At 53.7% G+C, this 25,272-nt stretch carries 26 protein-coding genes; 10 read left to right on the forward strand and 16 right to left on the reverse strand.

Annotation, left to right across the window (positions count from 1 at the left end):
- Positions 1 to 15: 15 nt before the first annotated feature.
- The 5 genes from EB809_RS09275 to EB809_RS09295 all read right to left on the reverse strand — a co-directional run bounded on the left by EB809_RS09275 (position 16) and on the right by EB809_RS09295 (position 5,817).
- Complete coding sequence (locus EB809_RS09275; protein WP_123634536.1) at positions 16 to 636, reverse strand: 3'-5' exonuclease; 621 nt, start codon at positions 634 to 636, stop codon at positions 16 to 18.
- Positions 637 to 719: 83 nt separating this feature from the next.
- Positions 720 to 1,886, reverse strand: a complete 1,167-nt coding sequence (locus EB809_RS09280) for a hypothetical protein (protein ID WP_123634537.1) — start codon at positions 1,884 to 1,886, stop codon at positions 720 to 722.
- A gap of 393 nt (positions 1,887 to 2,279) precedes the next feature.
- Complete coding sequence (locus EB809_RS09285; protein ID WP_123634538.1) at positions 2,280 to 3,230, reverse strand: ATP-binding protein; 951 nt, start codon at positions 3,228 to 3,230, stop codon at positions 2,280 to 2,282.
- Complete coding sequence (locus EB809_RS09290; protein ID WP_123634539.1) at positions 3,227 to 5,020, reverse strand: hypothetical protein; 1,794 nt, start codon at positions 5,018 to 5,020, stop codon at positions 3,227 to 3,229. Before EB809_RS09290 ends, EB809_RS09285 begins: the two co-directional genes overlap by 4 nt.
- Before the next feature lie 128 nt (positions 5,021 to 5,148).
- Positions 5,149 to 5,817, reverse strand: coding sequence for a TnsA endonuclease N-terminal domain-containing protein (locus tag EB809_RS09295; protein WP_123634540.1), 669 nt, complete (start codon positions 5,815 to 5,817; stop codon positions 5,149 to 5,151).
- Between the two features lie 184 nt (positions 5,818 to 6,001).
- Between EB809_RS09295 and EB809_RS09300 the strand changes: the two genes are divergently transcribed.
- Positions 6,002 to 6,739, forward strand: a complete 738-nt coding sequence (locus tag EB809_RS09300; RefSeq protein ID WP_123634541.1) for a tyrosine-type recombinase/integrase — start codon at positions 6,002 to 6,004, stop codon at positions 6,737 to 6,739.
- 78 nt (positions 6,740 to 6,817) lie between these two features.
- Here EB809_RS09300 and EB809_RS09305 read toward each other — a convergent pair whose 3' ends face one another.
- Positions 6,818 to 7,150 (reverse strand): YegP family protein, encoded by a 333-nt coding sequence (locus tag EB809_RS09305; RefSeq protein WP_123634542.1) that lies wholly within the window; start codon positions 7,148 to 7,150, stop codon positions 6,818 to 6,820.
- Position 7,151: 1 nt separating this feature from the next.
- On the reverse strand, positions 7,152 to 7,325 hold the full coding sequence (locus EB809_RS20935) for a hypothetical protein (protein ID WP_190294861.1): 174 nt from the start codon (positions 7,323 to 7,325) through the stop codon (positions 7,152 to 7,154).
- Between the two features lie 287 nt (positions 7,326 to 7,612).
- On the opposite strand from EB809_RS20935, the gene EB809_RS09310 reads away from it, so the two are divergent.
- Together EB809_RS09310 and EB809_RS09315 are read left to right on the forward strand one after the other, a co-directional pair.
- Positions 7,613 to 8,494, forward strand: a complete 882-nt coding sequence (locus EB809_RS09310; protein WP_123634543.1) for a WYL domain-containing protein — start codon at positions 7,613 to 7,615, stop codon at positions 8,492 to 8,494.
- The gene (locus EB809_RS09315) at positions 8,478 to 8,666 is read left to right on the forward strand and encodes an isochorismatase family protein (RefSeq protein WP_223807895.1); all 189 of its coding nucleotides are present in this window, start codon (positions 8,478 to 8,480) and stop codon (positions 8,664 to 8,666) included. The genes EB809_RS09310 and EB809_RS09315 overlap by 17 nt, the downstream gene beginning before the upstream one ends.
- A 2-nt stretch (positions 8,667 to 8,668) precedes the next feature.
- Here EB809_RS09315 and EB809_RS09320 read toward each other — a convergent pair whose 3' ends face one another.
- The 4 genes from EB809_RS09320 to EB809_RS09335 all read right to left on the reverse strand — a co-directional run bounded on the left by EB809_RS09320 (position 8,669) and on the right by EB809_RS09335 (position 13,422).
- On the reverse strand, positions 8,669 to 10,486 hold the full coding sequence (locus EB809_RS09320) for a choline/carnitine O-acyltransferase (RefSeq protein ID WP_123634545.1): 1,818 nt from the start codon (positions 10,484 to 10,486) through the stop codon (positions 8,669 to 8,671).
- Complete coding sequence (locus EB809_RS09325) at positions 10,473 to 11,339, reverse strand: class I SAM-dependent methyltransferase (RefSeq protein ID WP_123634546.1); 867 nt, start codon at positions 11,337 to 11,339, stop codon at positions 10,473 to 10,475. The genes EB809_RS09320 and EB809_RS09325 overlap by 14 nt, the downstream gene beginning before the upstream one ends.
- A 31-nt stretch (positions 11,340 to 11,370) precedes the next feature.
- Entirely contained in the window at positions 11,371 to 12,240 is an 870-nt protein-coding gene (locus tag EB809_RS09330; RefSeq protein WP_223807896.1) for a hypothetical protein, read from the reverse strand.
- Positions 12,241 to 12,723: 483 nt separating this feature from the next.
- A complete protein-coding gene (locus EB809_RS09335; protein WP_123634547.1) occupies positions 12,724 to 13,422 on the reverse strand; it encodes a spondin domain-containing protein in 699 nt (232 codons plus the stop codon).
- A gap of 204 nt (positions 13,423 to 13,626) precedes the next feature.
- On the opposite strand from EB809_RS09335, the gene EB809_RS09340 reads away from it, so the two are divergent.
- The 3 genes from EB809_RS09340 to EB809_RS09350 all read left to right on the forward strand — a co-directional run bounded on the left by EB809_RS09340 (position 13,627) and on the right by EB809_RS09350 (position 16,438).
- Positions 13,627 to 14,727, forward strand: a complete 1,101-nt coding sequence (locus EB809_RS09340) for a CdaR family transcriptional regulator (RefSeq protein WP_123634548.1) — start codon at positions 13,627 to 13,629, stop codon at positions 14,725 to 14,727.
- An 89-nt stretch (positions 14,728 to 14,816) separates the two neighbouring features.
- Positions 14,817 to 15,689, forward strand: coding sequence for a hypothetical protein (locus tag EB809_RS09345; protein WP_123634549.1), 873 nt, complete (start codon positions 14,817 to 14,819; stop codon positions 15,687 to 15,689).
- A gap of 134 nt (positions 15,690 to 15,823) precedes the next feature.
- Positions 15,824 to 16,438 carry a tyrosine-type recombinase/integrase gene (locus EB809_RS09350; RefSeq protein ID WP_011786646.1) on the forward strand — a complete coding sequence of 205 codons (615 nt, stop codon included), beginning with the start codon at positions 15,824 to 15,826 and terminating at the stop codon, positions 16,436 to 16,438.
- A gap of 117 nt (positions 16,439 to 16,555) precedes the next feature.
- Here the strand turns inward: EB809_RS09350 and EB809_RS09355 are convergent, their stop codons facing one another.
- A complete protein-coding gene (locus tag EB809_RS09355) occupies positions 16,556 to 17,449 on the reverse strand; it encodes a LysR family transcriptional regulator (protein ID WP_123634598.1) in 894 nt (297 codons plus the stop codon).
- Positions 17,450 to 17,608: 159 nt separating this feature from the next.
- Here EB809_RS09355 and EB809_RS09360 point away from each other — a divergent pair, with 159 nt between their 5' ends.
- The 3 genes from EB809_RS09360 (at position 17,609) to EB809_RS09370 (ending at position 20,368) form a co-directional block, all read left to right on the forward strand.
- Entirely contained in the window at positions 17,609 to 18,367 is a 759-nt protein-coding gene (locus EB809_RS09360; RefSeq protein WP_034734193.1) for an SDR family oxidoreductase, read from the forward strand.
- Positions 18,368 to 18,441: 74 nt separating this feature from the next.
- A complete protein-coding gene (locus EB809_RS09365) occupies positions 18,442 to 19,449 on the forward strand; it encodes a zinc-dependent alcohol dehydrogenase family protein (protein WP_123634550.1) in 1,008 nt (335 codons plus the stop codon).
- Between the two features lie 22 nt (positions 19,450 to 19,471).
- On the forward strand, positions 19,472 to 20,368 hold the full coding sequence (locus EB809_RS09370) for a zinc-dependent alcohol dehydrogenase family protein (RefSeq protein WP_223807897.1): 897 nt from the start codon (positions 19,472 to 19,474) through the stop codon (positions 20,366 to 20,368).
- Between the two features lie 204 nt (positions 20,369 to 20,572).
- Here the strand turns inward: EB809_RS09370 and EB809_RS09375 are convergent, their stop codons facing one another.
- Positions 20,573 to 21,433, reverse strand: coding sequence for an alpha/beta fold hydrolase (locus tag EB809_RS09375; protein WP_223807898.1), 861 nt, complete (start codon positions 21,431 to 21,433; stop codon positions 20,573 to 20,575).
- A 154-nt stretch (positions 21,434 to 21,587) separates the two neighbouring features.
- On the opposite strand from EB809_RS09375, the gene EB809_RS09380 reads away from it, so the two are divergent.
- Positions 21,588 to 22,211, forward strand: coding sequence for a TetR/AcrR family transcriptional regulator (locus tag EB809_RS09380; RefSeq protein WP_123634551.1), 624 nt, complete (start codon positions 21,588 to 21,590; stop codon positions 22,209 to 22,211).
- 138 nt (positions 22,212 to 22,349) lie between these two features.
- Here EB809_RS09380 and EB809_RS09385 read toward each other — a convergent pair whose 3' ends face one another.
- From EB809_RS09385 to EB809_RS09395, 3 genes are read right to left on the reverse strand one after another with little or no spacing between them, the layout of a single operon-like run.
- The gene (locus EB809_RS09385) at positions 22,350 to 23,126 is read right to left on the reverse strand and encodes a prolyl hydroxylase family protein (protein WP_123634552.1); all 777 of its coding nucleotides are present in this window, start codon (positions 23,124 to 23,126) and stop codon (positions 22,350 to 22,352) included.
- 9 nt (positions 23,127 to 23,135) lie between these two features.
- Complete coding sequence (locus EB809_RS09390) at positions 23,136 to 24,467, reverse strand: aldehyde dehydrogenase family protein (protein ID WP_123634553.1); 1,332 nt, start codon at positions 24,465 to 24,467, stop codon at positions 23,136 to 23,138.
- 7 nt (positions 24,468 to 24,474) lie between these two features.
- Positions 24,475 to 25,257 carry a CmcJ/NvfI family oxidoreductase gene (locus EB809_RS09395; RefSeq protein ID WP_123634554.1) on the reverse strand — a complete coding sequence of 261 codons (783 nt, stop codon included), beginning with the start codon at positions 25,255 to 25,257 and terminating at the stop codon, positions 24,475 to 24,477.
- Positions 25,258 to 25,272 lie beyond the last annotated feature (15 nt).

Here is a 25,272-nt window from a genome sequence, read left to right on the forward strand (position 1 = left end):
ATCGACGTCTGCGTTTTAGGTTGAACGATTGGGATAATTCAGAAGTTCGGATTCCAGCGACCAGTCCATGTAGCGCAACAACCGCACCATATTGCGGGCATCATCTACCCCGCGATGATGATGTCCCTCAAAAGAAAGCCCGTGATACTCCAGCGCGTGAGCCAATCCGTTTTTGCGTTTTTGCCCCGTCGTGCGGCGCCAGAGGCGCTTTAGGTTCAGGTGAGGGCTCTCTATGAATGTTGGCACGCGACCATGCTTCTCGCCGTCGGCAAGAATGTGCAGTCGATCATAGTTTCCCCAGCTACACCAGATAAACGACCCGGCCGGCATGCCCAGCCAATCCTCCAGCATCATGCTGGCCCCTGGAAACGCCGGTGCTTCGTCGACCATGGCCTGGGTGATGCCGGTCAGCGCCTGGCAGAAACCGGAAAGCTCTGGCGAGTCACTCGGTTTGACCAAAAAAGACCGACTATCCAGAAGATTACCGTCTCGGGTTGCCAGTGCACAGCCGAGCTCAATGATGTCCATGTTCCACACGCTCTGCGGGTTACCGGAAGGTGCCGTTCGGTTTTCCCAGCATGTGGCCTCAAGGTCGATTATCAGAAGAGGGGCGTTCTTGTTCCGAGCATTGCTCATTCAGACTTTCCTTGGACGTGCTACAGCCCGCTTACATTACAGTACTGGCGCAAATCAAGCGAAGGCATCCGTTACACGAAGTTTTACTCTTCCCATCGGGCCCAACGCCCGCGATACCAGGGGTTTCCGAGGCCTGCGAGTTCCTCGAGTTCATATACCAGTGATGGGAAAAGTGGGTTGAACACGCATGGCTGCCAAAGGCGATTACAATGCGATCGCCATTTCAGACGGCAAACCAACGACCGGCCGGCCCATTGATTGTTGTGTGTGTACACCAGGCCGGGCGGTAAAGTGATGTTGATGTTGTCCAGTGGGTTCTCTGCAGTACACCACACGCGCAGCCTATCGTTGTCGACGCTTAGGGCCATCATCGCAGAGTCAGCCGGAGCGGGTTGCCAGCGGTTGGCTGCGCTGTACAGGTCCGGAGGGTTCTGATAGCGACACTTGACGTAACGATCGAGCAAGAAGCAGGACAGGTCAAACAGCTCTTTGAAAATTTGCAGAAGGCTGCGTTCATAAAACCATCGTCGAAAGCCGAGGCTGGGCCGGAACTGATTCGCGGAGAAGTCGGCACCCTCACCATCGAGAGTGAGAACGGCTCTCTCAAGCAGGGCAGGCCATCCGGCGTAACCTAATGTCTGGGTGAAGTAAATATGGCCAGAAGTTAAGGCATTTTGCGGCGACCGGTAACGCTGCGTAACAACCAGCCACCAAAGTGCGAACGCTAAGCAAAAGGGGCAGGGTGCCGAACTTTGTTTGAGGATGGTTGGAAAAGACTCACACGTGAAATCGGCAAGCGTTAGCGTGTGACCGACTGGTGCATGACGCTCCACCCAGCCCGTAATCTGTCGGGCACAGTAGGCAACGCTTCGCAATCGCGCTGAGTATGCCGGACGAATCATTCGTTCGACCCTTCCACTGTGTCGCCACCAGGTTCGATACGAAATGCTTGGTGGTGTCCAAGGGCGAAGCGGGGTGTCTGTGTAAATAATCGACCGGTTCATCAGACTCACCCCGAGAGCGCGCAGCTCGGCTGCAGAGAATTCGGGGTGCCAGGACTGCTGGAACGTCGGAAACCATTGAGAACCCACAGTCAAGGGCGTCCAGCAGGGATGTCGCTCTAGATTCGCCCAGTACAAGGCATCGAGTTCATCCATCCAAGCCCACGATTTCGCCGAAGCCATGGCCGAGTGATTCTTCTCAACGAAGGCGCTGAGCCGGACTAGCGGCTTGAACTGATCGGTCGGCACGAGGCGTCCCGGGAGCTCAGCCACCGTAGGTAATCCGCACAAGCTACAGGCGCGCTGCCGCAGCTGAAGCAGGTCTGGCCATGGTTGACCGCACTGGGGGCAACGGGTCAGCAGGGGCTCCTGATGCAACGGGCATCGCTGCAACCACGGTAAATTAAACAGTGGGGAGTGATAGAGGTGCCACGCGCAGCACGGGCATTGTGCTACGAGGCCGTGTGTCACCTCGGACGGCGTTGGAAACGCGCGGCCGAGTACCCGCCGCAACTTGATAGCCGACATGCCGGGATTTGCGATTAAACGCTGGCGCGCTGTGGCGTAAATGCTTTGATGAGGCCTCTCCATCCAGCGGCCAGTGTTGACACCGTGTTCCATTATGGGGGCCCGCCGCAACGCTCACTGTATGGTATGAACCAGAGAGGGAATTAAACCGGACATCCGCAAGGCCTCCTCGACCATTTGCTCATCCAGAGCGTCGACTCCATAGCGTGGCAGGAAATCCGTCAGCAGCGTGTTGGTCGTTATTGCGAACGACTGCATGCCCCACGCATCGAGCTTGTAGGCCTTCTGATAATCTCGAAACACTCTCCACAGTAAACTGCTGGCCGACGCCAGTCGAAATCCGGCGGCCACGGCCTCCGGAAGAAATTCGGCAACGAATGTCCGGCCAGATTCCGGCGGATGACGCCGCGTGTCGTATTGGCGCAAGCAATCGCCAACTTCCTGGGCGGAACTGATGCCGCGGAATTCCCGTCGTACGCGAAAAAAGCGACCGTGCAGATGCGCGTAGTAGTGCGGATCCATTCCATCAATCAGACTCCAAGTCTCTGCGTCGTTACCGACGAAGACAACGAGAAGGGCTCTTTCCAGCGCCCGCAAACGGTCGTAAAGTTCAGCGAAAGCATTAAATTGCTTGGGAGTCAGACGCTGGCATTCATCGACCATCAGTACGGCCTGGGCGATGCCGGTTTCGGCCATGGCGTCTGCGATGCAGTGAATGTAGCGGTCAGCCAGCTGATCTGCGGTGTGGCGCTGAGTGAATTCCAGGCCGGCTCCAGTGCAAAGCTGCCGGAACACCGAAACCACGGTAAACTGGTCTCGCATCGGCATGCTTACTCTAAACACTGCAATGTGTCGTCCGCTGCGGTCGACGAGATCATCACACACCGCATCTAAAGCGGTTGTTTTGCCCACCCTTGCAGGTCCGGCAATGATTGCGCCCGGCAGACCAGTCCACAACCATTGGGTGATCTCGCCGCGGAGTTGGGCCATCGCAGGCGTGTCCAGCACCAACTGCCAGGGATGCAGCACCGGGTGACTAAATAGGGTATCCGTTAATGCTGTCATTCTGCTCCTCGAGGGGGAAAAAGCGCCGCCAGTGGCGACCAAGTGAACCCTGAGTCAGATACCCGTTCACCGCTGGCGTTACTTTGATGGGAGGCTGATTCAACGCCGCCGATTGTCTCCTTGTCGCTGGTTTGGCCCAGTTGGAGGTCCGCCTTCCCGGACGCTGTGTATTCAAGATAGATACGGAGCATCTGTGACGCCGCCTGCGGTTGATCACGGTGCTCAAGTTGGTCCAGAAACCATCCCGTCAACGGATCTTGGTGATCCGACCGCTGTGTGCGCTTGTTTCGGAAGAGCAGCTGCCTGGTGGCCAGCGAGTGGGCGAAACGCAGCCACGTGCGCGGGGCCCGGAGGGTGCCCAGCGACTGACCACTGAGCCTTCTTGCCCGGAGCCAGCGGATGTCGCGGCGATCAAACTCAATTAAGATTTTTTTTTCGTCGAGCGGCAGTTGGGTCAGCCAATCGCCCCGGTATCGACAGTACATACACTGAACGTAGGGGTGACCTTGTCCGTAAGGAGGCCGGTGAACCTGAACCGTACATCGATAACGCAAGGGCTGCGGCGCCGGATCGGACGCCCGAGTGAGATGCCGCAGCCAGTGGTTGGTAGTGTGATGCCTAAACAGACTAAACGGCGCCGCTCCTGCCATATGCGGGCGGGGAGTAAGATTGAATTCGCCGATCATCAAATATGTCGCCTCTTCCAAGCTTTGAAAACTCAGGGCAGGCGCCTGCTTGGCATTCCGCTCGGATTCCCTGATCGGATCGACCACAGACGAGCCGGTTGTCGAGTCGAATCGGTGTCCCAGGTGCCGCTCCAAGTAATCGAAGACATGTTCGACGAGTGCGCGGCCCAAGGGCAGGGCGGGGAATCCATAATTTAGGGTGGCGCCCAAAGTACAGCCAAGGAAGTCGATCACGGCATTGCTGTGGTGTATCCAGGCATTGTCCAGCAAAACCACTCCTAAACTGAGAGGCGGAACCGGTCGTAGTTCGGTGGGAAACACAGGTTCAGTAGGCGCTTCAAACTGTGGAGTTGTTATCGCCGGCGGTTCTTGGGATGTCAGGCAGCGCTCGAGAAGCGCGAGTACATCTTGTTGGTTGGGCGCTCCCGTGGGCACTATGAGAAACCCCAAGATACATTGGGTTGCCACGTCGATGGCCAAGAGAAGCGTGCAGCGGGCTATGCGAAGATTGATCAATTCGCCATTGAATTCGATCGCCAACCGGTTGTGGAGGTCTATCGGGTGTTCATCAATTTGAATATAAGACAGGGCCCGATTAGAAAGCGGGGAGATGATGCCTACCTCATAACGGCTGATCTGGCGTTGGGTCAGCGCCTGAGCGAGCTCTGCGCGGCGGCGGTGGAAATACCGGCGGACGGCCTCGCGCCCACGAGACTGCGTGGTGTAGGGGTACCGATCGACCGGCCAATCCAGTTCGGCCAGACGGCGCAAAAATTGTTGGTGCAAGCCGGCTGCGGTTAGACGTTCTGATTGGCGCTTGCGTTTGAGGTAGGCTTCAATGGCCCCATCCAGGGTCTTCTGAACCTGTGGAGCTAATGCCAGCAATGCGGAGAAGCTGCCGACATACCCCCCTGGCGAATGGAGGCAAGGTAGCGGCATATGTCGCTGCCGCGGCTTCACCGACTTGAACGGGATAAGTGCATCGGTGAGAGCTGCTGGCCTGTCCGGATCCCCACCCAAGCAACGGTCCAGGAGCTGACTGATGCGCCCGACGGTCAGCCCTTCTTCCTCCGCCACCTGGGTCAGGGTAGTACCGTCCAGCACCTTGGCTACGATGCGACGATTCCGGAGATAGGGGCCCCGCCGCTGAGAGGGCAAGGTGGTGGCCTCAATCACCGGCCACTCGCTGAACGTCCATAGAGTAGGTTCCTGAGCCAGTCGATCAAGCCACCTCACGGGAGCCATACCTGTGTTGTGAAATCCAAAGGCTTGTCGGCGAAATCCGCCTGCAGTTGGCCTCGGTGGAGCAATCGAAACAAAGCAATTTCCCGATCCATCGACGCGTCACGGTCACCGGGGTCGATGACGTCATCCAACTGCAGGAACGGCTGCCCCCGGAATTCGTCGAGGAGCTGCGGCTCCAGTGACTCCGTTGGCACATGGCGGCATGCGTGTAGAACCCGCACAATCTCGAGCCAGTTCTCGGCCTCCATCACACGAGCAAAGACACTTGAGTTATCTACGACTTCAAAATCAATGCCGTTGGCGGCCAGGAAGGCTTCTGCCGGTTCCACCAATGAGCGATCCACCTCGTCCGCCGGCTTGAGTTCAACGACACGAGGTTGGCCATGGTGAACCACGTAAAAATCTGGTGTGTAGGAACGTCGGCCGATACGCAGACGAAAGGGCTGGGGCACGAAGGCAGTAACCGCCGGCGTACCCTCAAGCAGTCCGGCGTAAAGGTATTCCGCGCGGGAATGAAATTCGCTTCGGTGGGGGTGCTTGAGCATCCATTGGACATACAAATTTACGGCAATTCGGAACGATCGCCGGGTCGGCTGCTGCCGAGGTTCCAATGTGGCGACCGACACTTTCGGCGGTGTTCGTTTAACTGAGCGCATGGCAAGCCTCCTTGCCTTATCCTTAGTTTATGCGCCCGGCCTCCGGATAAAAAGAGACCAATGTTTTACGTTTGCTCCTAGTTTGGAACCCTGGCGCCCCGCCCAGCCGCGGCGCATACTGACGGGGTGCTACCCGGCGCATGCTGGCGCCCACCCACCAACCTGCACCAAACAAGGCCGGGAAATGGAACGACCGCGTCCCACCACCGCCGCATTTCGCCGCCCTGAGCGGGCCCGGCGCCTGTTTGCGCCGCAGGCGCCGCCAGAGGTGGCGTATCCCATCGAGCGAGTGGAGATCAACTGGGAGCGGCTGGTGACCAAGCGGCCGCTGTTGCTGGAGACGGTGGATGCGATGCCGGTTTACCTGCTCAAACCGGAGGTCGTTGGGTTGCTGAGCGCCGAGAAGCACGCCATGTACCGGCTGATCCTCGACCTGATGTGGACGACCGGCGCCCGCATCTCGGAAGTGCTGGCGTTGACGCCGGCCCATTTCGTCGACGACGGCTACGACTTCGGCGTGATTCTGCGGACCCTCAAGCAGGGCACCGGGCGCCCGTCCAAACGCAGCCTGCAGCGCTCGCCCAAGCGCTACGTGCCGATCGCCGATGCGTTACTGGAAGACCGGGTGCTAAGTTACCTCTGGAGCGGGCATTTCCGGCAGTACGAGCGCCTGTTCCCGATTACCCGCCAGACCGTGAACCGCCACATCCACCGCCTGGTGGAGCAGGTCGGCGGTGCCCCCTTCGCCATCAGCAGTCACACCTTCCGCCATTCGTTTGCCATTCACCTGCTGCTTTACGGCCGGCCGCTTAAGTACGTCAGCCAGTTGCTGGGGCATCGCAGTATCGAATCGACGGAGATCTATACCAACGTGCTGACCTTTGATCAGGAGCATTTTTTGGAAGGGGTGGATTTTCATTGACGGAGTTTGAGGAGAGGGGAGTCAATACCGCCTTTTTGAAAAGGCGGTATTGGGTACTACTCGCGGCTTTTTGTATACCTAAGTCAGATCCACCAACGGAGCACTGGGCCCGTTTGCTTTGACCGAGGCAATCCCGTTATCCCTCGCGTACGTCGAGGAATACATCTGGCTCGTGCCAATGATTTTCCCGTTTGACGCGTAAAGGTTGAAGTAAGGCTGACCAGCATTCGACGTTTGTCGATCGTAGTACCGGTCATGAGGACTGTGTTGCCGGACTGAATCGACGCCGTTCTGGGCCCCACCTTTGCTCTGATAGCCTTCACTTTGCAAAATGATTTCGCCATTACCAGCCTTCAGGCGAAAGTAATGTTGCGAGTTACTGCCGATGAAGATTTCGTATCGTGCTGCCATTTTAGCGAGCCTCCTTGCGAACGCCTTTAAAGGGTTGCTTGTCGGACTTCACGTCCATAAAACGGCCCGTTTCTGCGTCGCGTTTGACCCATTTCCCGTTGCTCATTTGCGTTTGGGATCGCTTGCGGACTGCACCGATACGCTTGTTGTCACCATAAGGACGATTCACTGCCATGACCGTTCTCCTTTCGAACGAATCGTTTACATGTATGCCAAGCGACAGTAGAATCCTGGCTGACCAAAGCTGGTACCTACTGCCTATTGGCGGTTCAGGTCCACTAACGAGCCCGGCCGGTGTTACACCGCTCGGGCTTTTTAGTGTCAAATCCATAATACGCATCATTATGATTATGTCAATCACTGTGATGACAGTAGTCGAAATGAGTTGAACCCCTGGTGTGAGGTGCCTATAGTAGATTCAAAGGACAAGATCCCGGGTTGGCATGCGATGGAGGAGGAGACATGAACAACGTGCTTTTTGAAGAGGTATCTGGCCAACAACGGGAAAGACTGGCGCACATTGAGTTTTTGGCTTACTTCACCGGCAAGGTTTCGCGCAAAGACATCATGATGCGATTCGATGTCAGCTCTGCGGCCGCAACCCGCGATATTGGCGCCTATATCGAGGAGGCTCCTGAGAACATCGTGTACGACCCCAGGCAAAAGCATTATGTGGCGACCAATCAATTTAGGTGTTTACTTCCGCTGTCTGCTGACAAATGTCTCTCCACGCTAACGAGCGGGTTCGGTGACGTGATGGTGGGTGGAGAAGAATTTCGATGTGCGCACCTGATAGCTCTCGAAAATCCAGACCTAAACCTAACCGCAACTTTGTCGCGCGCGATTTCTTTATCAAAACCAATTGAAATGCAATACGTGTCGATGGGAAGCGGGGAATCCACCAGAGTGATATGCCCGCACAGTATCATTAATGATGGATTGCGATGGCATGTGCGAGCGTACGATCGAAAAAGGCAACAATTCGGTGATTTTGTTGTTAATCGGATCTTAGAGGCAAAGATTCTGGGACGCGAAGCCGTCAAATCGAACGAGGTTTCGTCAGAGGATGTTGATTGGAATGAGGAAGTCACCGTTATTGTTGAGCCTCATCCTAGGCTATCTGCTTCTGGTAGACGTGCGATTGAAACTGAATACCGTATGAAAGACGGTGTTTTTCAAAAGCAAGTTAGAAAAGCAGAAGTAGGTTACCTCCTGAATAGCTGGAACATTGATTCAACAGTTGGTGCCGAATTAAAGGGCGAACACGTTTTTCTGCACTTGCGAAATGCCTCGGAGATTATGGAAATGGGAATCCGGAACTACGTCCTTGCACCACAGTTATGAGGATTTTGCTCAGATCCATTCAATTGCTGACGCGGTTGCGCCGAAAGGCGGCGAGCCGGTTATGACCAAAAACTTTCCAAATTCGTTTGTGCAAACCGATCTGGATGAACAGCTCAAAGCTAAGGGTATTAAAAACCTCATCCTTGCAGGGTTTACCATCCAGGAAAAATAAGCCTATGGTTGCAGCAGGTTGCAGAGTTCGTTAAGTGCCTCGGGAATCGCTTCGGCAAAAGCGTCCATTTCGCTGGCAACAGTATTCGCTGTGCTCAAGTAGATTCTGAGGCTGCCGGGCAGTAATACATATCCCACCCCAATGCAGGTTTCACTGGTTGAGCCAAACCCAAAATGTTGAATGTGTTCTGAAGGTGCCGAGCTGGTACTCAGGGCGTCTGTTCTCATTGTGAGCCAGCCCGGAGAGTCATAAAGTGCCAGTGGTCTGTGCGCGCCGAGACGCTTGCCATCGCGCCGTTGTATGAGTTGTAGTTCCCATAAAAGCTGTTCCGGTGCGTCACCCATCTGGCAGGATTTTGCTCTTGCGACATGCGCTTTTGCTGCTGCCATTAGTGCGCTGCAACACTCTTTATCACTGGTGTCGCGGCTTTCCATAGCCGTGACAAACTGAAGTATTTCAGGAGTGACGACGCGCATGGCCTCGGTCCGCCCATGACGGTACTGACGGGTGGCGATTGACTCGTAAGTGGGCCCGATAAAACCTTTCGCACGGTAATGGGCGAGTTGGAAAGCCAATTGCACCAAAGCATCCGGAGAGACGTTAAGCTGTTTTGCTCGATTGGCTCCAAAAGTGTCCAGTGAAACCGCGGTAGAAGTCATGCTAGCTGCATAATGTGAGAATTCTGTAGCAGCTTCCCGAATATCTTTTCTCACTGCGTCATTCAGGACGAACTCAACGGGTGATATCAGCGTAGCGGAACTGCCGTTGTCCTGCCCTAATGAGTTCGATGGGTTTGTAGGAGTCTCCATTAGACTGTTTACCAAGCTTAGTACGGTCGTGCCATCCAGTTCACAGTGTTCGATGTTGATGCCGGCGTTACCGTCCTCCATGACCACCAGGGATAGCGATTTGTCGAACCAGCGATTACCGCCGTTACCTCTGAGCAACTGGTCGCACGCTTCAAGAGTAGTTTGGGGCTGAACGTCGTCCAGGCACAGACAGAACAAGGCACGTTCAATACTGTCCAGAGACTCGCCGTTGATCGGGGAAATGCTCAGCAGGTGTTGCCGACTTTCTGCCCATTCGGCACGGGCTTTGGTCGTCAGATGACCAACCGACATGTCCACAGCTGCATGTGTCTCTGAAGCCGCCAGAATAATCTCGATTGCGGACTGAATCATACGCTGTGGTATTCGTTGACCGTCGACGTCCAGCACATCCATGCGAAACATTCGCCCGCAACGGAACACCAGGATATGCCGCGCACTGGACGGCCCCGGCCACTCAGGTGTGTATGGCGCGCGTACGGTATCAAGCGGGTCCCCGGGGATACGTGTGGTTGAAAACAGGAACTGGTGCTGGCGCATGGATAGGGGGGCTCCCCGCTGCATGTGTACCGGAACCTGACCGGAATCAAGCGCTTGTTTATAGGCTACCGCACGATCAACCAGCGTTGCCGCCCGATGTACAAAAGGCTCTCCGGTTTCCTTGAAAAGGAAGAAGAAATTGGCGTTGAGGGCGATTCGGTCACGCCGTCCCAAATATCGGTATTGCCAGAACTTGTCGAGCCAGCTGTATACGTCGCTACGTTGATCGAACGCCTCAAGTGCCGCGTACAGTGTGTGTGAGGGACTGTCAGGCTTCAGGAAATCTGCCACGGATGTAACGGTTTCCTGATATTCTGCGGCGGTGATCAAGGGGCGACACCAGTCGAGAAATTGCTCAGCACTTTGACGCAGTCCAGGAAGTTTAACTCGGGGCAGGTCTGCCTCTTTGGAAAAAGTCTCTGGTATGTTGGCTGTTTTGTCAGGCTTCTGCATTGCTATTCTCTTGTGTCGGCATGGATCGGCTTTCGTTGGCTGGCGTTGAGATATACAGTTCTGCATAGAGCCAGCCGTCATCCTCAACGCCCCGGTAATCAACGCCCGCATCCGCCAGTGCGGCAAACACCCGCGCCTGTTCCTGTGGGACAGCGAATCGGCGCTGCCTGAAGACGCCGGCCACTTTTCTGGTTTCGTAGCCCCGTACAGCCAACGCGTCAGCAACCGCTTTGAAAGAGAACATTCTCAGGACAAAATGTGCCATCCAGGGGCGCTTGTCCCCGGAGGCATCGATGATTCGTGTGATGGTTTTTTCCGTCACATAACCCACACAACCGGTCGATAGAACGATGTCCGTGTTCTCAAGTTGCGCAAGCTGCTCTGCCGAGGGTTGGTCATGCTCAAAGTCCGCGTTTATCGCATCGTCTAACAGTCCAGCGTCGATCGCGTACGCTAATGCCGGGGCTGAGCGGTCGAGACCAACCCATCGGCTGTCATCTTTTGACGAGTGCGCCGTTAGGCACATTCTATCGCGTTTGATCAATGCGTCCCTGCACAGAGCCCCGGCGCTCTGGCAGCCGTAGTGTTTGTAAAGCCTGTTCATGTTGGTGCCGTAGCGAATCAACGCGGCATTGATTCCATAGGAGCTGCCAATGTCGACAATGGTTGGCGTCGACACTCGCCGAGCCCGGCGATAGGTGTCAATCAGGCGGGCAAAGTGGGGTAGTGCCAGTTGAGGGATGCAATAACCAAGGCGCTGAAGCGTTATGAAATAGTCGCGGGGGTCCGGCGCGGTGTAGATGTGCTCCAGTGAGACTTTGCCGGTATTGTCCAGTTGCGATGTATCGTTCATTGCGCCTCCGTTAGCACAAGCCTGTTGACAGCTAATCCAGTAAACGATCGTTTCTTATAGCAGCTTTTGCCGAGTGGACTGGAGCCAGTCGTCCGAATAGCTGAAGGGTTCGTGCGGGGCTTCCAATAACGCCGCTGCGTTCGCTGTACGCAAAGATCGCGGAGTGTCGCGTGGTTGCACCTTCGACTCTGCTTACGCGGTGCAGGGAGTAACGCCCCATGAAGAGCTGCAGATCACCGGGAAACAGGTTGGCCTTACGAATACGGTCGCTACGTGAGCCCCGGAGAACAGCGTTGACGTCACTCAAGTGCTCTTCCTGAACTGTGCGAATGTGCGGGCAATATTCAAATAGGCCACCCGCCTCTGGCGACTGGGTAAGCAGGCTGACAGTAAATTCATTCGTATCGAAGTGCCACGGATGCTCTTTGCCTGGAGCGATGACGTTGAGTACGAGCCCGGAAAACGGGTCAGCAAGCTCGTGGACGCGTTTAAGCTGGAAGCAATCTGCGATGAAACTCTGGAACAGTGGATTGGTGTAGAGTTGCTGGATTATAGCCGTTGAGGGAATCTGGTCTCGTGCAACAAATGCGTTGCCACGTTCCATGGTCAGGTTGCCTGGGTGCCAACGGGGGAGCGCCGTATTGATATCGATGTTGTAGGCGTTAACCATCTCCGTCCTGTAGTACGCGTTGATTGCCATTGCTGAACTTTCAGCCTCAAGACGTGCCAGAGCTTCCGGCAAAATAAAGGATGGAAGAATGGCGCAACCTTCCCTCGCCAAATCCTGACGTATACCGTCGATGGTGTCGTTCCAGGCACTGTCACCTGGCAGAGTCAGCGGGTACTTGGCGAGGTTTACACAGTTCTTGATGATGCTGTGCTGGAAACCGAAGAGGTTCACGTGGGGCTCCTCATACGAAAATACTCAGCGGCATCGAAATGCCATATACGATGCGTTGAGTCTGGTTATCGATGAGCCTAAACCACGCTTCAGTTACGAATAACTGATATTTCGTCGGAACGCGCTGAGTATTTGGTCTTACTCAGTAGGAGGGGGGCCACCGGCACAACCAATTGTGCCGGTGGCTATCGACTACTGCACTCGCTCAATTTGCACCCGCGCAATAGGGTTATCCCAGCGCTGACTGCCTCCCAGTGTGGAGGTGTTCAGTCCATCGTCCTGGGTAACGACTCCGGGGTGAATGTAAACAGCATTTCTAACATCGTCCCTATCGGCGTTGAAACCCTCGGCCAGTCCACTGGCAGCAGGACCGGGAACTGGTCAGTGTGTCGTCGTCGCTGTCGGAATGGCAGCCTGCCAACAACACCGCCAGTGGCACCAGTACAAGCATGTGTTTATGAACAACCATGGGGCACCTCCGGGCTATTTCACCGTTACGGTGACGCGGGTCACGGGGTTTAACCACCGATGCAGCGTACTGACAATGTCACTATTGCCGCCGGTAGTGTCGGTATCGCCCAGGTTTCCGCGATGAATGTGAACGTAGCCTTCCGCATTACTGGCGGCCCCTGTGCCGTTAGTTCCAAGAACAGGATCAAGCGGCGGTGGTACGGGCATTCCAGCCTGTCCGGGAGCGCCGCTGCCACGCAACTCATCATTGGCTTCGGTGCCGGCGTCGTAGGCGTTCAGGTTGTAGGTGTAAGTGCCAGGTTGAGTGGGCACTGTCAGGCTGTTGAGGGCCAGAAAGCCATCGTTGGTGGGCAGCAGCATGGCCACGATGGAAAGCTGGGTGTTGGCTGTGGCGTTGTTAGTATTGACGATTGCCGTCGTGGTTTCTCCCGGCGCTAACAGTCCCGCAGCGGGATTGGCTACCGTGGTGGCGCCCGTTGAGTCCAGGGCGGTAACCAGCGGCATAATGTCACCGCCTTCTGCCATGGCCTGTAATTCGCTGGAAGCCGCTTCGCCAGCTTCGAAAAGCTTCATGTTTGAAGGGTGAGCCGTGACGAGCAGGGGTGTGTAGTAGAGCCCCCGAGTCGGGTTGTGAATTTCTACGTCGAATTCAGCCGCCTGCACTATTAAGGGTGCAGCCGCCAGCGTTAGTGTAAGGATGACACGTTTCATTGTTGGACTCCTCTGAAAGGGTTGGACGTGCCTATCCAGTGTCGTCAAAGCTGACGAGGGCGTTCATCACAAAAGAGTCACCGTTTAGTCACCATTTTCGGTAGCGTGCGCTCCTTGGCCGCTCACTATTAGGAGCGGAAGGCTTCTCTGCGGCACAATACCTTCGGAACGCTTCTCTGAACCTGCCATGGGCCCCGAAAACACGTGCTGACTCTGGACGAACAAACTGCGCAACGAATTGTCGATCGCACAATGCAGGCGATTGGTTGGTCCGTCAACGTGATGACGCCGGACGGTATTATTATCGCGTCCGGCGAGCCTCGACGGGTTGGTGATCACCACGAAGCTGCGAAGCTTGTTGCCAGCAGTGGGCATCCATTGATCATCGATGACTCTCGCTCCGGCGCGTACTCGGGAACCCGCCCGGGTGTAAATCTGCCCGTCACTGTTGGCGGGGAGTTGGCGGCAGTTGTTGGTATCTCCGGTACACCTGATGCAGTCTCCCAGTATGCGGACCTGGTTCGTATGACCGCTGAGCTAATGCTCGAGCAGGCAGCTCTGTTGGAAGCAGGACAGCATCGGCGCCGACAGATTGAAGACGTGTTGCTGGCAGCATGTGAAGGTAAAACCGTGCCGGAAATCTGGTTCGAGCAGTTAGGTATTGAAGCTGATAGTCCGAGGATAGGACTGATACTCGAAGCAACAAGCCAGGTTGCGGTAGAGCAGGTGCTTGTACCGTTGACACCTTATCTCGAGCAACGTCACCGAGCAGCACTTGCCGTTCGCCTATCACCACGGCAGCTCCTGATTTTCGTGGAAACCGGGCCAAATCGGTCGGAACTCAAAAACCTGTTGGCTACCCTGAATGCCCGCAGCGAAGACGATGTCATACTGGCGACAGGAAAATTGTTCACCAGGAATTTTGAGGCCGGTTATCAGTCTGCTGTCGCGACGTTGGAAGTAGGACGCGGGCAACACCCGGGCGCAAAAGTTCTCCGCTTCGAAGAGCTACGCATCCCGGCACTCTGGCAGAGTCTCGCGCCACACTGGCAGCAAGCTGAATTGCAGTCGATGATTGAACCGCTATTGGCGCATCGGCAGGGAGAGCTCTATCTCAAGACACTGTCGCGCTACATTGATTGTGACGGCGAAATACAGCGGTGTGCCGATCAACTCAGCATTCATCCCAATACCGTTCGTTATCGACTGCAGAAAATTGGTGCGCTTACCCGCTTGTCGCCTTTCGTGCTCCGGGACTTGTTGGCGTTGCAGCTCGCACTGGAAACACGCTGGATGAATTTGTAAAGAAGTACAAAAAAAGGGCTTGAAACAGCAAAGAATGAAAAGAGGTCATCGAGTTCACTCGGGCAAAGGAAGCTTCCGCAGGTGCCGACTTGAAGGTTGTAAACTGGGGAGCAAAAGGGATTGAGTCCACCAAGTATGCCAAAGTTGTCCCCGACGACACTGTTCAAACCTTTCGGAATTTTCTCTCTTCGATTGTCCAACACCAGGTTAAAAAAAGGATGAAGAGAGATGGTTTATTGATATTGCTAGATGAATTTGATGTTTTGGCCAATAAAAAAGGCTTAGGTTCGCTCATCAAGTCATTAAGTTCAAAGGACGTTAAATTCGCCATCTGTGGTATCGGTCAAGATCTCACAGACCTAATAGAGGATCACGCATCTGTAGAACGCCTATTAGAGCAGGGAGCAATTCACGTTAGACCGATGCCAGAACCGGAAGCATTGGCTGTGCTAGATAAGGCTGAAGAGCTTTACCAAGGAGAGCTAAAGTTTGACCTCGATGTAAAGCGCGACATTGTTGATGTGTCCCAAGGCTATCCATATTTTGTTCAGATGATTGGAAAATCATGCGTGACTAAAGCTTCGCAAAGTAAAACAAATAGGGTCGATACTGAGATCTATCAGGCTGTGCTGGGAGATATTAAGAATGGGGTTGCATTTCCTACACTTGAAAGCGCGTACCAGCGAGCCATCGGGACCTCAGAAAACCGTCAAATGCTACTTCACTTACTGGCGGAACAGACGGAGCAAAAAACTCTCTTCCACGAGGATGTAGGCCGAATCTTCCTAAAGCACGCAAGGCAAGATGCTGAGGATTTTAACGTCGATTATCTCGATCAAAACCTACCGAGATTACTGGATAGCAAATATGGCCCAGTTCTTCGAAGAATACCAGAGGGCCAAGGGATATATGAATTTAATAATCCGGTCTTCCGGCTCTATGTCAGGCTGCGTGCTTTTTGATTGATGAGGGCAATCCGCAGCGTTTAATACTTACGCCGTTAGGTTGAGGGTTCGCTTTGCGACCAGGTTGGCCAGCAGAGAACAATCTTTTGAGCCATACTTAAAGGCCCTTACCCTCCGAAGAGGGCCACGTCATGACGTTTCCTACCAGCAAAGTTCCCTGGAACAAAGGGAAGCTCGTCGGCCAGAAGCTGCCGCTCAAACTCGAACAAATATGGGCTATCCGTATTCGGTTAGAGATAGCAAAGAACATCCGCGAGCTGGCGATGTTCAACATGGCAATTGACTGCAAACTCCGATCCTGCGATCTGGTAAAGCTATTGGTTCGAGATATTTCCAGAAACGGTGAGGTTCTGGACCGGGCGCAAGTCATCCAGCAGAAGACCAGTCAGCCTGTTCAGTTTGAGATAACCAAAAAGACGCGCGAATCGGTCGAAGCATGGATCGAGTTGCGTGGACTCTCAGGGATGGATTATTTGTGGCCGAGCCGGATGCGAAAGTTCGACCATATCACTACTCACCAATACGCCCGTCTTGTCAAAAAGTGGATTACGAGCATTGGACTTGACCCTTCCGTCTACGCAACCCATTCAATGAGACGTAGCAAAGCGACATTGATTTACAAGAAGACCAAAAATCTTCGAGCCGTTCAGTTGCTGTTGGGGCACACGAATATGTCGAGCACCGTGCGGTACCTTGGTGTCGAGGTCGAGGATGCTCTGGAGATAGCTGAGAGTATTGAGATCTAGGTGCGTAACTTGTGTCCTTGGTCCCTTTGGATGCCTCAGACGCTGCAAGCCCCGGTCGATGATCACCCTCGGGTTACAGGCTCCTCCCGTCGCTTTATGAATATTACTTTTGTGCCATTAGCGGACACTAAATCTTGTCACCAAGTGATCAAAAACCAATCGAACACGTTGTGGTACTGGACCACGTTGAGGGCGATAAATAAATAAATCCCAAGGCACAGGCTCGGCCTCTTCTAACACTCTCACAAGTTTCTCTTGGCGTAATAAGTCTTGGGCCAAAAAGTCAGGAATTTGAGCAAACCCCAGTCCATTTTGTACACCCATTAATTCAGCTTCGGCGTCGGCACTTCGAAAACGTGTTATGGATGGCATCCACTGTCTGTCCATGGAAAAAACCCATGGCCAAAGCTTTCCCGTATTGCGATCTACTAACCCTGTAACCGGCAAGTGGTTTAGATCTTCAATAGACGCAGGCCTTCCCACTCTATCTATTAAGTCAGGCGAAGCCGCGACATACAGATTAATTTTGGCGAGCTGGCGGGCAATAAATCGACTATCCCTCATGAAGCCGATACGAATCCCAATATCTATTTTTTCGTCAACTACATCCACGCGCTCGTCACTGAGTGTCAGGTCTATATCCAGTTGAGGGTGTACTGTTGAGAGTTCCATTAATGCTGGCATCAAGCATTTATGACCAAAACCAACAGGCGCTGCGATACGAACCCGCCCTTGTAATTCATTACCCGAGTCAGGGGCACTTGTTTGAAACAATTCATCTACAGCGCGCAGGCGTTCTTTTGCGATCACAGCAAATTTTTCTCCAACCAGGGTCACTTGTATGTGTCGCGTATTTCGATGAAATAAAAGCTCCCCTTGCAATCGCTCTAACTCCTTCACTGCTCGCGTCACTGCCTGAGGAGAAATTCCCAGACGGTTAGCCGCTTCTTTAAAGCTGCGAGACTCTGCAGCAGTACAAAATATCCGGAGCATTTCCAATCTGTTAAGCATCACAGTCACACTCAGGTTTGGTATGAATACACAAATATTATTCCAAATTATGGAATTGTCAAATCAAAACGTTTCCATTTATTGGTTTTTGAAGGTGAGGGATAATTTGCTTGTTAGTTAGACATAGTCATTCATTCAACTGATTTGAGGATATTAACTATGAGTAGTGTTTCAGCAAACAACATCAGCGGTAAGGTCGTTGTGATCACTGGTGGTAGCAGCGGTTTAGGTGAGACCACGGCAAGACATTTAGCCAGTCTTGGCGCGTCTGTTGTTTTAGGTGCCCGACGCATCGACAAGCTTGAAGCTATTGCTGCTGACATACGTACAGCGGGCGGAAAAGTTGCGGTTCAAGCGACAGATGTGACTCGCCAGGACGAAGTGAAGGCCCTTGTAAATCTTGCACAAGAGCGCTTCGGTAAAGTTGATGTGGTTATCAATAATGCAGGGTTAATGGCTATTGCTCCGTTAGCTGAGACTCGAGTTGACGAATGGGATCGCATGATTGACATCAACGTTAAAGGTCTGCTGTATGGAGTAGCCGCAGCGCTTCCGATCTTTCAGGAACAGGGATCCGGCCACTTTATCAATATTTCGTCCGTAGCGGGTATCAAAGTATTCAGTCCCGGCGGCACGGTTTATAGCGGAACCAAATTCGCTGTTCGCGCTATTGCCGAAGGCTTGCGCCATGAAGTTGGGGGTAAAATTCGTTCAACAATCATTTCACCAGGTGCAGTCGAATCTGAATTAAAACATGGAAGTTCAGATGCTCAGGGTGCAGCCTTTGTAAAAGATTTTTATCAGCAAAATGAAATTCCATCTGAATCTGTTGCTCGTGCTATCGCATACGCAATTGAGCAGCCTGCGGATGTGGATATCAACGAGATTGTTCTGCGCCCAACTGTTCAAGAATTTTAATTCGTTTAATAAAAGACCTATTAACCAGCGGGTGAATTAACCACCCGCTGAATATTCAGATTGTGAGGTTATTGATGACTGCGTTAAACGGACAAGTGCGTGCTTTGATATTAGATAGCTATGAAGAAGGTACAGTATTCCGGGATGCCCTGATTAACTTACCCTCTCCATCAGCAGGTCAGGTGCAAGTAAAAATATTTGCGAGTGGCGTCAATCCTATTGATTACAAGATCCGCCGAGGTATAGCTCCTTATGCCATGCCGGAATTACCCGCAGTACTTGGCACCGATTTGGCTGGAGAAATTGTTGCTATCGGCGACGGCGTCACCGACTTTGCAGTAGGCGATGCAGTTTATGGTCTGACTGGCGGAGTGCGAGGGTTGCAAGGCTCATTGGCTGAATATGCCAACGTAGATGCTGAGTTACTTGCTCTCAAACCGAAAAATTTGTCCATGCGTGAAGCTGCGGCTTTACCTCTGGTTGCACTTACCGCTTGGGAAGGTTTGGTTGACAAGGCGAATGTTAAAGCGGGCCAGAAAATCCTTATCCAGGGTGGAGCTGGCGGAGTTGGGCATGTAGCTGTGCAAATTGCTAAGGCCTTAGGTGCCGACGTTTATGCCACTGCATCGACTGGAAAACAACAACTGCTCAAGGCGCTTGGTGCCACGCCAATTGATTATCACACTGCAAGCCCTGCGGAGTACGTGGACGCATACACCCAAGGCAAAGGATTCGATATCATTTACGACACTGCCGGTGGCTCTGTACTCGATGCCTCATTAGGTATCATTGCACATTATGGACATATTTTAAGCTGTGCTGCATTCGGCTCACATAACCTGGTACCGTCGTCATTGCGCTCTGCAACATTGTCAGCGATTTTTGTGTTACACCCACAGCTCAGCGGAGAGGGGCGCAAACATCATGGTGACATTCTGCGGCAAATTACGGCTCTCGTTGAAGCTGGACAAATTAAGCCAATACTCGATCCGTTACGCTTCTCCCTTGACACGGCAATGGATGCACATAATGCCGTAGAGTTGGGGTCCATGGGTAAAGTAGTTATTGATGTAATTGCTTAAAGAGACATTGTTGAGGATGCATATGAGCCCAAGAAAACTAATTCGAACTGTTCGTTTCCATGAATTAGGTGGCCCCGAGGTGTTAACTATTGACTCACTGGCGAGTCCAAGTTTGCAGGCCACTGATGTTCGTATTGCGGTCAAAGCTGTTGGGCTCAATCGTGCTGATGCCATGTTTAGGCGAGGCCACTATATAGAAAAGGCTGACTTCCCTTCGCGAATCGGCTATGAAGCATCCGGGATAGTCATTGAAGTCGGGGAAGAGGTGAATCATTTACGCATTGGGGAAGAGGTTTGTATTGTCCCTCAGATGGGGCTTTCTCAGAATGGCTGCTACGCAGAAGAGATTGTCGTACCAAGTGAATATGTGTCACTCAAACCAGCAGGGCTAACCTTTGCTGAAGGCGCAGCAGCTTGGATGCAGTACCTGACAGCTTATGGCGCTTTGGTCGAAATTGCTAACGTGCAAAAAGGCGATGCAGTACTGATAACCGCCGCATCGAGCAGTGTTGGATTGGCTGCGATTCAAATTGTGAATTCTCTGGGGGGTACCGTTATCGCTACAACTCTAACAGGAGCTAAAAAGGCTGCTGTGCTCAAGGCTGGCGCGGCCCATGTGATTGCAACCCAAGAAGAACCGCTACTGGATAGCTTGAGAAGCATCTTGGGAGCAAACAATTTAAAAATGGCATTTGATGCTGTCGGTGGGCCGCAGATAGCTGAAATTGCTGAAGCAATGAGCCCTGAAGGAACAATAATAGTGCACGGAGCATTAAGTCCCGAAACAACCCCTTTTCCCTTAAAAATAGCACTTCGTAAAAGTCTGACAGTTAGGGGGTATGTGTTTACTGAAGTTATAAAAGACATCGAGCGTTTTCGCAGAGCAAGGGTTCTACCCCGTTACTGCGGACATTCCTAAGAAGAGTCACTCTTAAAGAACCCGGCAAACGATCAAGTTGCCCCATTGCTTCAGCACTTGGATCGCCAGCAATGGGGCTATAGATCTTATTTGGATTCGCCCCGGTATACTAGTCTACAAAAAGAGCACAGGAGGGACTGCCATGAGTAGCCAAACCTGTGCCCTGAAATTCAAAGCTGACGCGGTGGAGTGGAGGTATCAGGTTCAGCCGTTGGACTCCAAGCCTTCCAGAATATGCGGCCAGCAGGCTTTGCATCGGCTGCGTAGCAGGTCGCTGTGGCCGATTTCTTTCAAGCCAAAACTGCCTGGTTCCAAAAAATGTTTTTTTATCTGGGCGTTGGGCAGCAGGCGCAGAAAGTCTTCCACGTTTGCAGGCACGGCAATGTGGTCATCTGTTGCGGTTAGCGACAGAACGGGGGCTTTTATATCCGCATAGTGATGCTGCCTTATTTCCTCTCCAAAACTGTTTTCTACGTACCCTGGCGAACGGCACCACTGTCGCCATTGCCTGGCGACACCGGCGGGAAGATCCTCACCGAAACCGATGATTTTGGTCGGCCAGTATCCTTTGACTGCAACGGAGAGCGGTTGCCAACCGTGGAACAGTAGTTTGGCGGCCAGCTTTGTTTTCAGTTTCAGGTTATCGAAATGGCCTGACGATGCTGCAATCAGAACGTAGCTGTCTATTTGAGCGAAGTTGGGCATTAAACCGATCAACTGCGCACCGGCGCTATGGCCAACAAGGCTTACCGGCAGGCCTGGTGCAAGAGCGACGAGTTTTTCTAGCGCTGCCGGCAGGTCCAGCGTACCCCAGTCGACCAGGTCGCTAGAGATCTCTGCTAGAGGAATACCGTTGCGAGAATCCCCAATGCCTCTATTGGAAAACGTCAGCACGGCGAAGCCTTGCTCGCTCAGCCAGGTAGCAAAACTGAAATAGACCTGATGTCGAAACCCGGTGGCAGGGGCGATGAGAACGGCACCGCGAGGAACGTCTGTTGCTGGTCTGAAAAAATGCCCGGTGAGCCGATAGCCGTCGTCACAGGTTATTATGGTTTTTTCCATCATTTACCCAATTAGTAAGCCGCTGTTGCCAAAACAATTCGGCAGTTGTGAAATAAAAGAACAATATTCTGTAAAAGAAGATTATTCTTGTTTTGCCGAAGCTGTCAAACGGTAGAATGAAGGTCACGGCTAGTTCAAACAGGCTAATATCGATTTGATGAACCCATTCCATATTTTAGAAAACAAGTTTCCGGGCCGCAGGGCTGCGCTGAAAAGGGACATCCTGGAACAGGCGCTCTATTGTTTTATTGAGCTTGGGGTGGAAGCCACCACGATCGAAGCTATCAAAGCCCGCTGCGAAACGAGTGTAGGGGCGATCTATCACCACTTTGGCAACAAGGAGGGTATTTTAAGCGCACTCTTTTTTGCAGCTCAGGATGATCAGCGACAACATCTGGACCGGGAGTTAGCCAACACCAACAGCCTTCGCGAGGCTGTGTATTCAGTTATCTGTAGTTATCTCGACTGGGTTGTCGCCAATCCCGAATGGGCAAGGTTTCTGTATCAGGCGCGATCAGCAGTCGCCAAAGGGCCGTTTCAGGAGGAGCTGAAAGATCGGAATGCGAAAGGCTTCCGGGAACTCAAAGCAAAGTTGCTTGGCTTCGGTAACGAAAGTAACAGCATTGTTCAGCCGTTCGAGATCGTAATCTCTCTGATCGTCGGCCCGTCGGAAAATTACTGCAAAGCCTGGCTAGCTGGCCGGGTACAGACTTCGCCTCGGGATTATCGGGAAGAATTCGCGGAATCCGCATGGCGATCGCTTCAGAGGAGATCCAGCTGAAAATATTTGCCTCGCGTTGTTCCTGGATCATATTCCGCCACAATGGGTGATCATGCAAAGCCATAACGAATTGCTGTACATGGTGATTCCGATGTTTGACTGGCATCTCGCATTCTTTGGTGACCACCACGCCCGCGGCTAGCGTTCAAACAGCAGGTCGGTACGGATGATGTATTTAGTGCCCGAAGTGATCTCCGCTGAACTGTGCAAGCAGTGCAGGGGGTGATGGCCGTGGGGAAAGCACAGAACGCCGCCGGCCGGCGTTCGTACATCGATCTCGCGTACGTTGTCGCTTCGCCTTGCTGGTTTGGTCGGGTCGTCTGCATCGACGAGAAAGCGGGTTTCACCACCCTCGAAGTCGTCGCTGAGCAAAATCAGGAACGTCATCTGGCTGAACCGGTCCGGGAAGGCATCCGCAATCAGTCGGTCGCCAGCAACTCTGGAGCCGGGCCAGGCACCGTCGATGTGAAACTTGAAGAAATCTCCTTCACGGTAACGATAAAAACGGAAGCGCCGATTGATGCCCAGAGGCTGCTTGTTGCCGAAGAGGTCCAGGTTGTCGGCCACGGCATCGCGCACCCGCTGCCAGATCAGGCGATCGGTCACTTCATCCACAACCCAGGTCACGTTGTCGTTGTGGCGAACTTCACGAGGTAGTGAGACCGCCGCGTCTTTCAGGTAACCCAGGTTTTCGGTCAGTTCGATGAGGCGGTCACACTCCTCGCGACTAAAGACATTGAGCAGCTGATAGGCACCGGGCACTTCCGGAATTTCCCGCCGTGACACCGCCGAGGCCTCACGGCTCTCGTCCAGTTCCGCTGGATTCGGCACGCTATTTGCCCAAGTCGGTAGCGACGGGTTTTCTGCGCCCGGCTCGCGGGCAACGACGAAAAATGATTCCTGATGCTGTTTCATAGTCACCTCTTAAAAGTTCATGACCCGTACTTGCGCGAATTGGCGATGGCCTGCGGCGGAGCCGTGGAAGCCAAAGCCACTCTGTTTGGCGCCAACCCAGGGGCTGCCGCCGGCCCCGCCGTTGACTGACACCATGCCGGCCTCCAGCTGGTCAGCTACGGCTGCGGCGCCCCGGCCGCCAAAGACCACCGCCCCCAGGCCGTAGATGGAGTCGTTGGCACGGGCGATGGCGTCTTCGATGGCATCAAATTCAGCCATGGCAACGACCGGGCCAAAGGTCTCTTCGCGCTCAAGGAGCATGTCGGGGGTCATGCCATCGACAACCGTGGGTTGAATAAATGGCGCTGGGTAGTCGGCCTTGCCGAGCAGAAAGCGTGCGCCTTTTGTCTCCGCATCCTTGAGATGTCGCAGCACAAGCTGATGCTGGGTAGTGTTGGCGATCGGGCCTATGTTGACGCCCTGTTGATCCCATGGGCCGACCTGGTAAGCCGATGCAACCGCTACCACCTGGCGTTTGAATTCCTCGGCAACGGTACGGTCGACATACACTCGCTCGGTTGCCGTGCACATTTGCCCGGCATTCTCGAACGAGCTGGCAACGGCAAATCGCGCAGCAGCCAACAGATTGGCGTCTTTCATGACAATCAGGGGATCATTACCACCGAGTTCCATGACCAGGCGTTTAACGCCTTCGGCAGCGTCCGCCATGATGCTACGACCGGTGGCCATCGACCCGGTAAAGGCGATCATATTGATGTCAGATTTGACCAGCGCCTGACCGACGTCTCCGTGGCCGTGGGCAATTTGAATCAGATGCTCGGGCAGATGGTGCTGTAGTGCGCGAACGAACAGATCTGCAACCAGCGGCGTGTGTTCTGAGGGTTTCAGAATGACGCTGTTGCCCGCCATCAGGGCAGGGAGCAGCAAGTTGTTGGCCATGGCCAGTGGATAGTTCCAGGGTGAAATGACGGCAACAACCCCAAGCGGCCGATACTGGATACGGCTGCGGCCTTCGCCTTGTTCGGTTTGCAGGGCAGCGGCGGCCTCCTCAATGAAATAGGGGGCATTCGTTACAGTACCGGCGACCTCATAGGTCGCCCGGCGTGCGTCCTTACCCATTTCCAGGCTGATCAGTCGGGCGAGTTGATTCTGGGCAGACGCCAGCGCATGGTAAGCATCCCTCAGGCGGGTTGCACGCTCTTCTAGCGATAACCGGCCCCAGTTCGCCTGCGCGATCCGACTCCGGCCCACAATTTCTGTCAGCTCGGACCGGGAGGTGATTGGCACCTGTCCGACCGGCTCCTGATTCAACGGGTTCAATGACACAAGAAATTCGCTCATGACTTTCTCAACTAAAGGCGATGACTCGCACTTCCAGGCTGTTTCTGTTACGGGCGTTGTCCGGTGTGTTCACGGGGTCGGCCGCGGTGTGTGGGGTGCCAAATATGCCCTCGGGGGAACGTGAATCGAAGACTTTCAGCAGCAGGGCCTCGCCGGGTTCCATGTCTGACAGGTAGTACCAGCGATGATCCGGGTTGTAGGAGATCCCGGCTATCTCACCGATGCGATCGGGGTACACCAGTTTGATGCGATGAAAGTCATCCGCAGCCACGGTGTTGATGTCCAGAACAGCCAATGGGGATTCCTCGACACGGTGGCCGACAGGCATCCACAGGTTCACCAACCGGTAGGGGCGGTCGCGAAGCTCTGGTCGTTGTTCGGTCTCTTCCAGCATGCGGTGGAGCGCAGACTTCTCGGTGTAGTCGTTGTGAACAGTCTTCACTGGCGCCCGGTTATGGATGGTTTGGTCCAGACGACTGGTTGACCGATAAGTGTGATCAAAGATCAGCACTTCGCTGGCCTTGAGCTGATCACGGAGGTATTCGATCACCTGCGGATACAAATGTTCGCGAATGGCGTCGTCATTCTGGTAGTTGTCAAAATCAAAGGCGACCCGGACCGCTTCGAAGCCCTGGTCGTCCAGGTTGAAGTCGTTGGCTTGGTTGCGAATGTCTGTGACGTCGATGTGTCGGGGGTCGACCGATTGAGTGAGCTCGGAGGCACCTGGACCCTTGTATCGCTGGTCGTACTCCAGGTCGCCAACGGGCTGGACGTAGTTGATGCTGAACATGGCTCCTCCTTGCGG

The sequence above is a fragment of the Marinobacter sp. R17 genome (assembly GCF_003789045.1).
Taxonomy (GTDB): domain Bacteria; phylum Pseudomonadota; class Gammaproteobacteria; order Pseudomonadales; family Oleiphilaceae; genus Marinobacter_A; species Marinobacter_A mangrovi.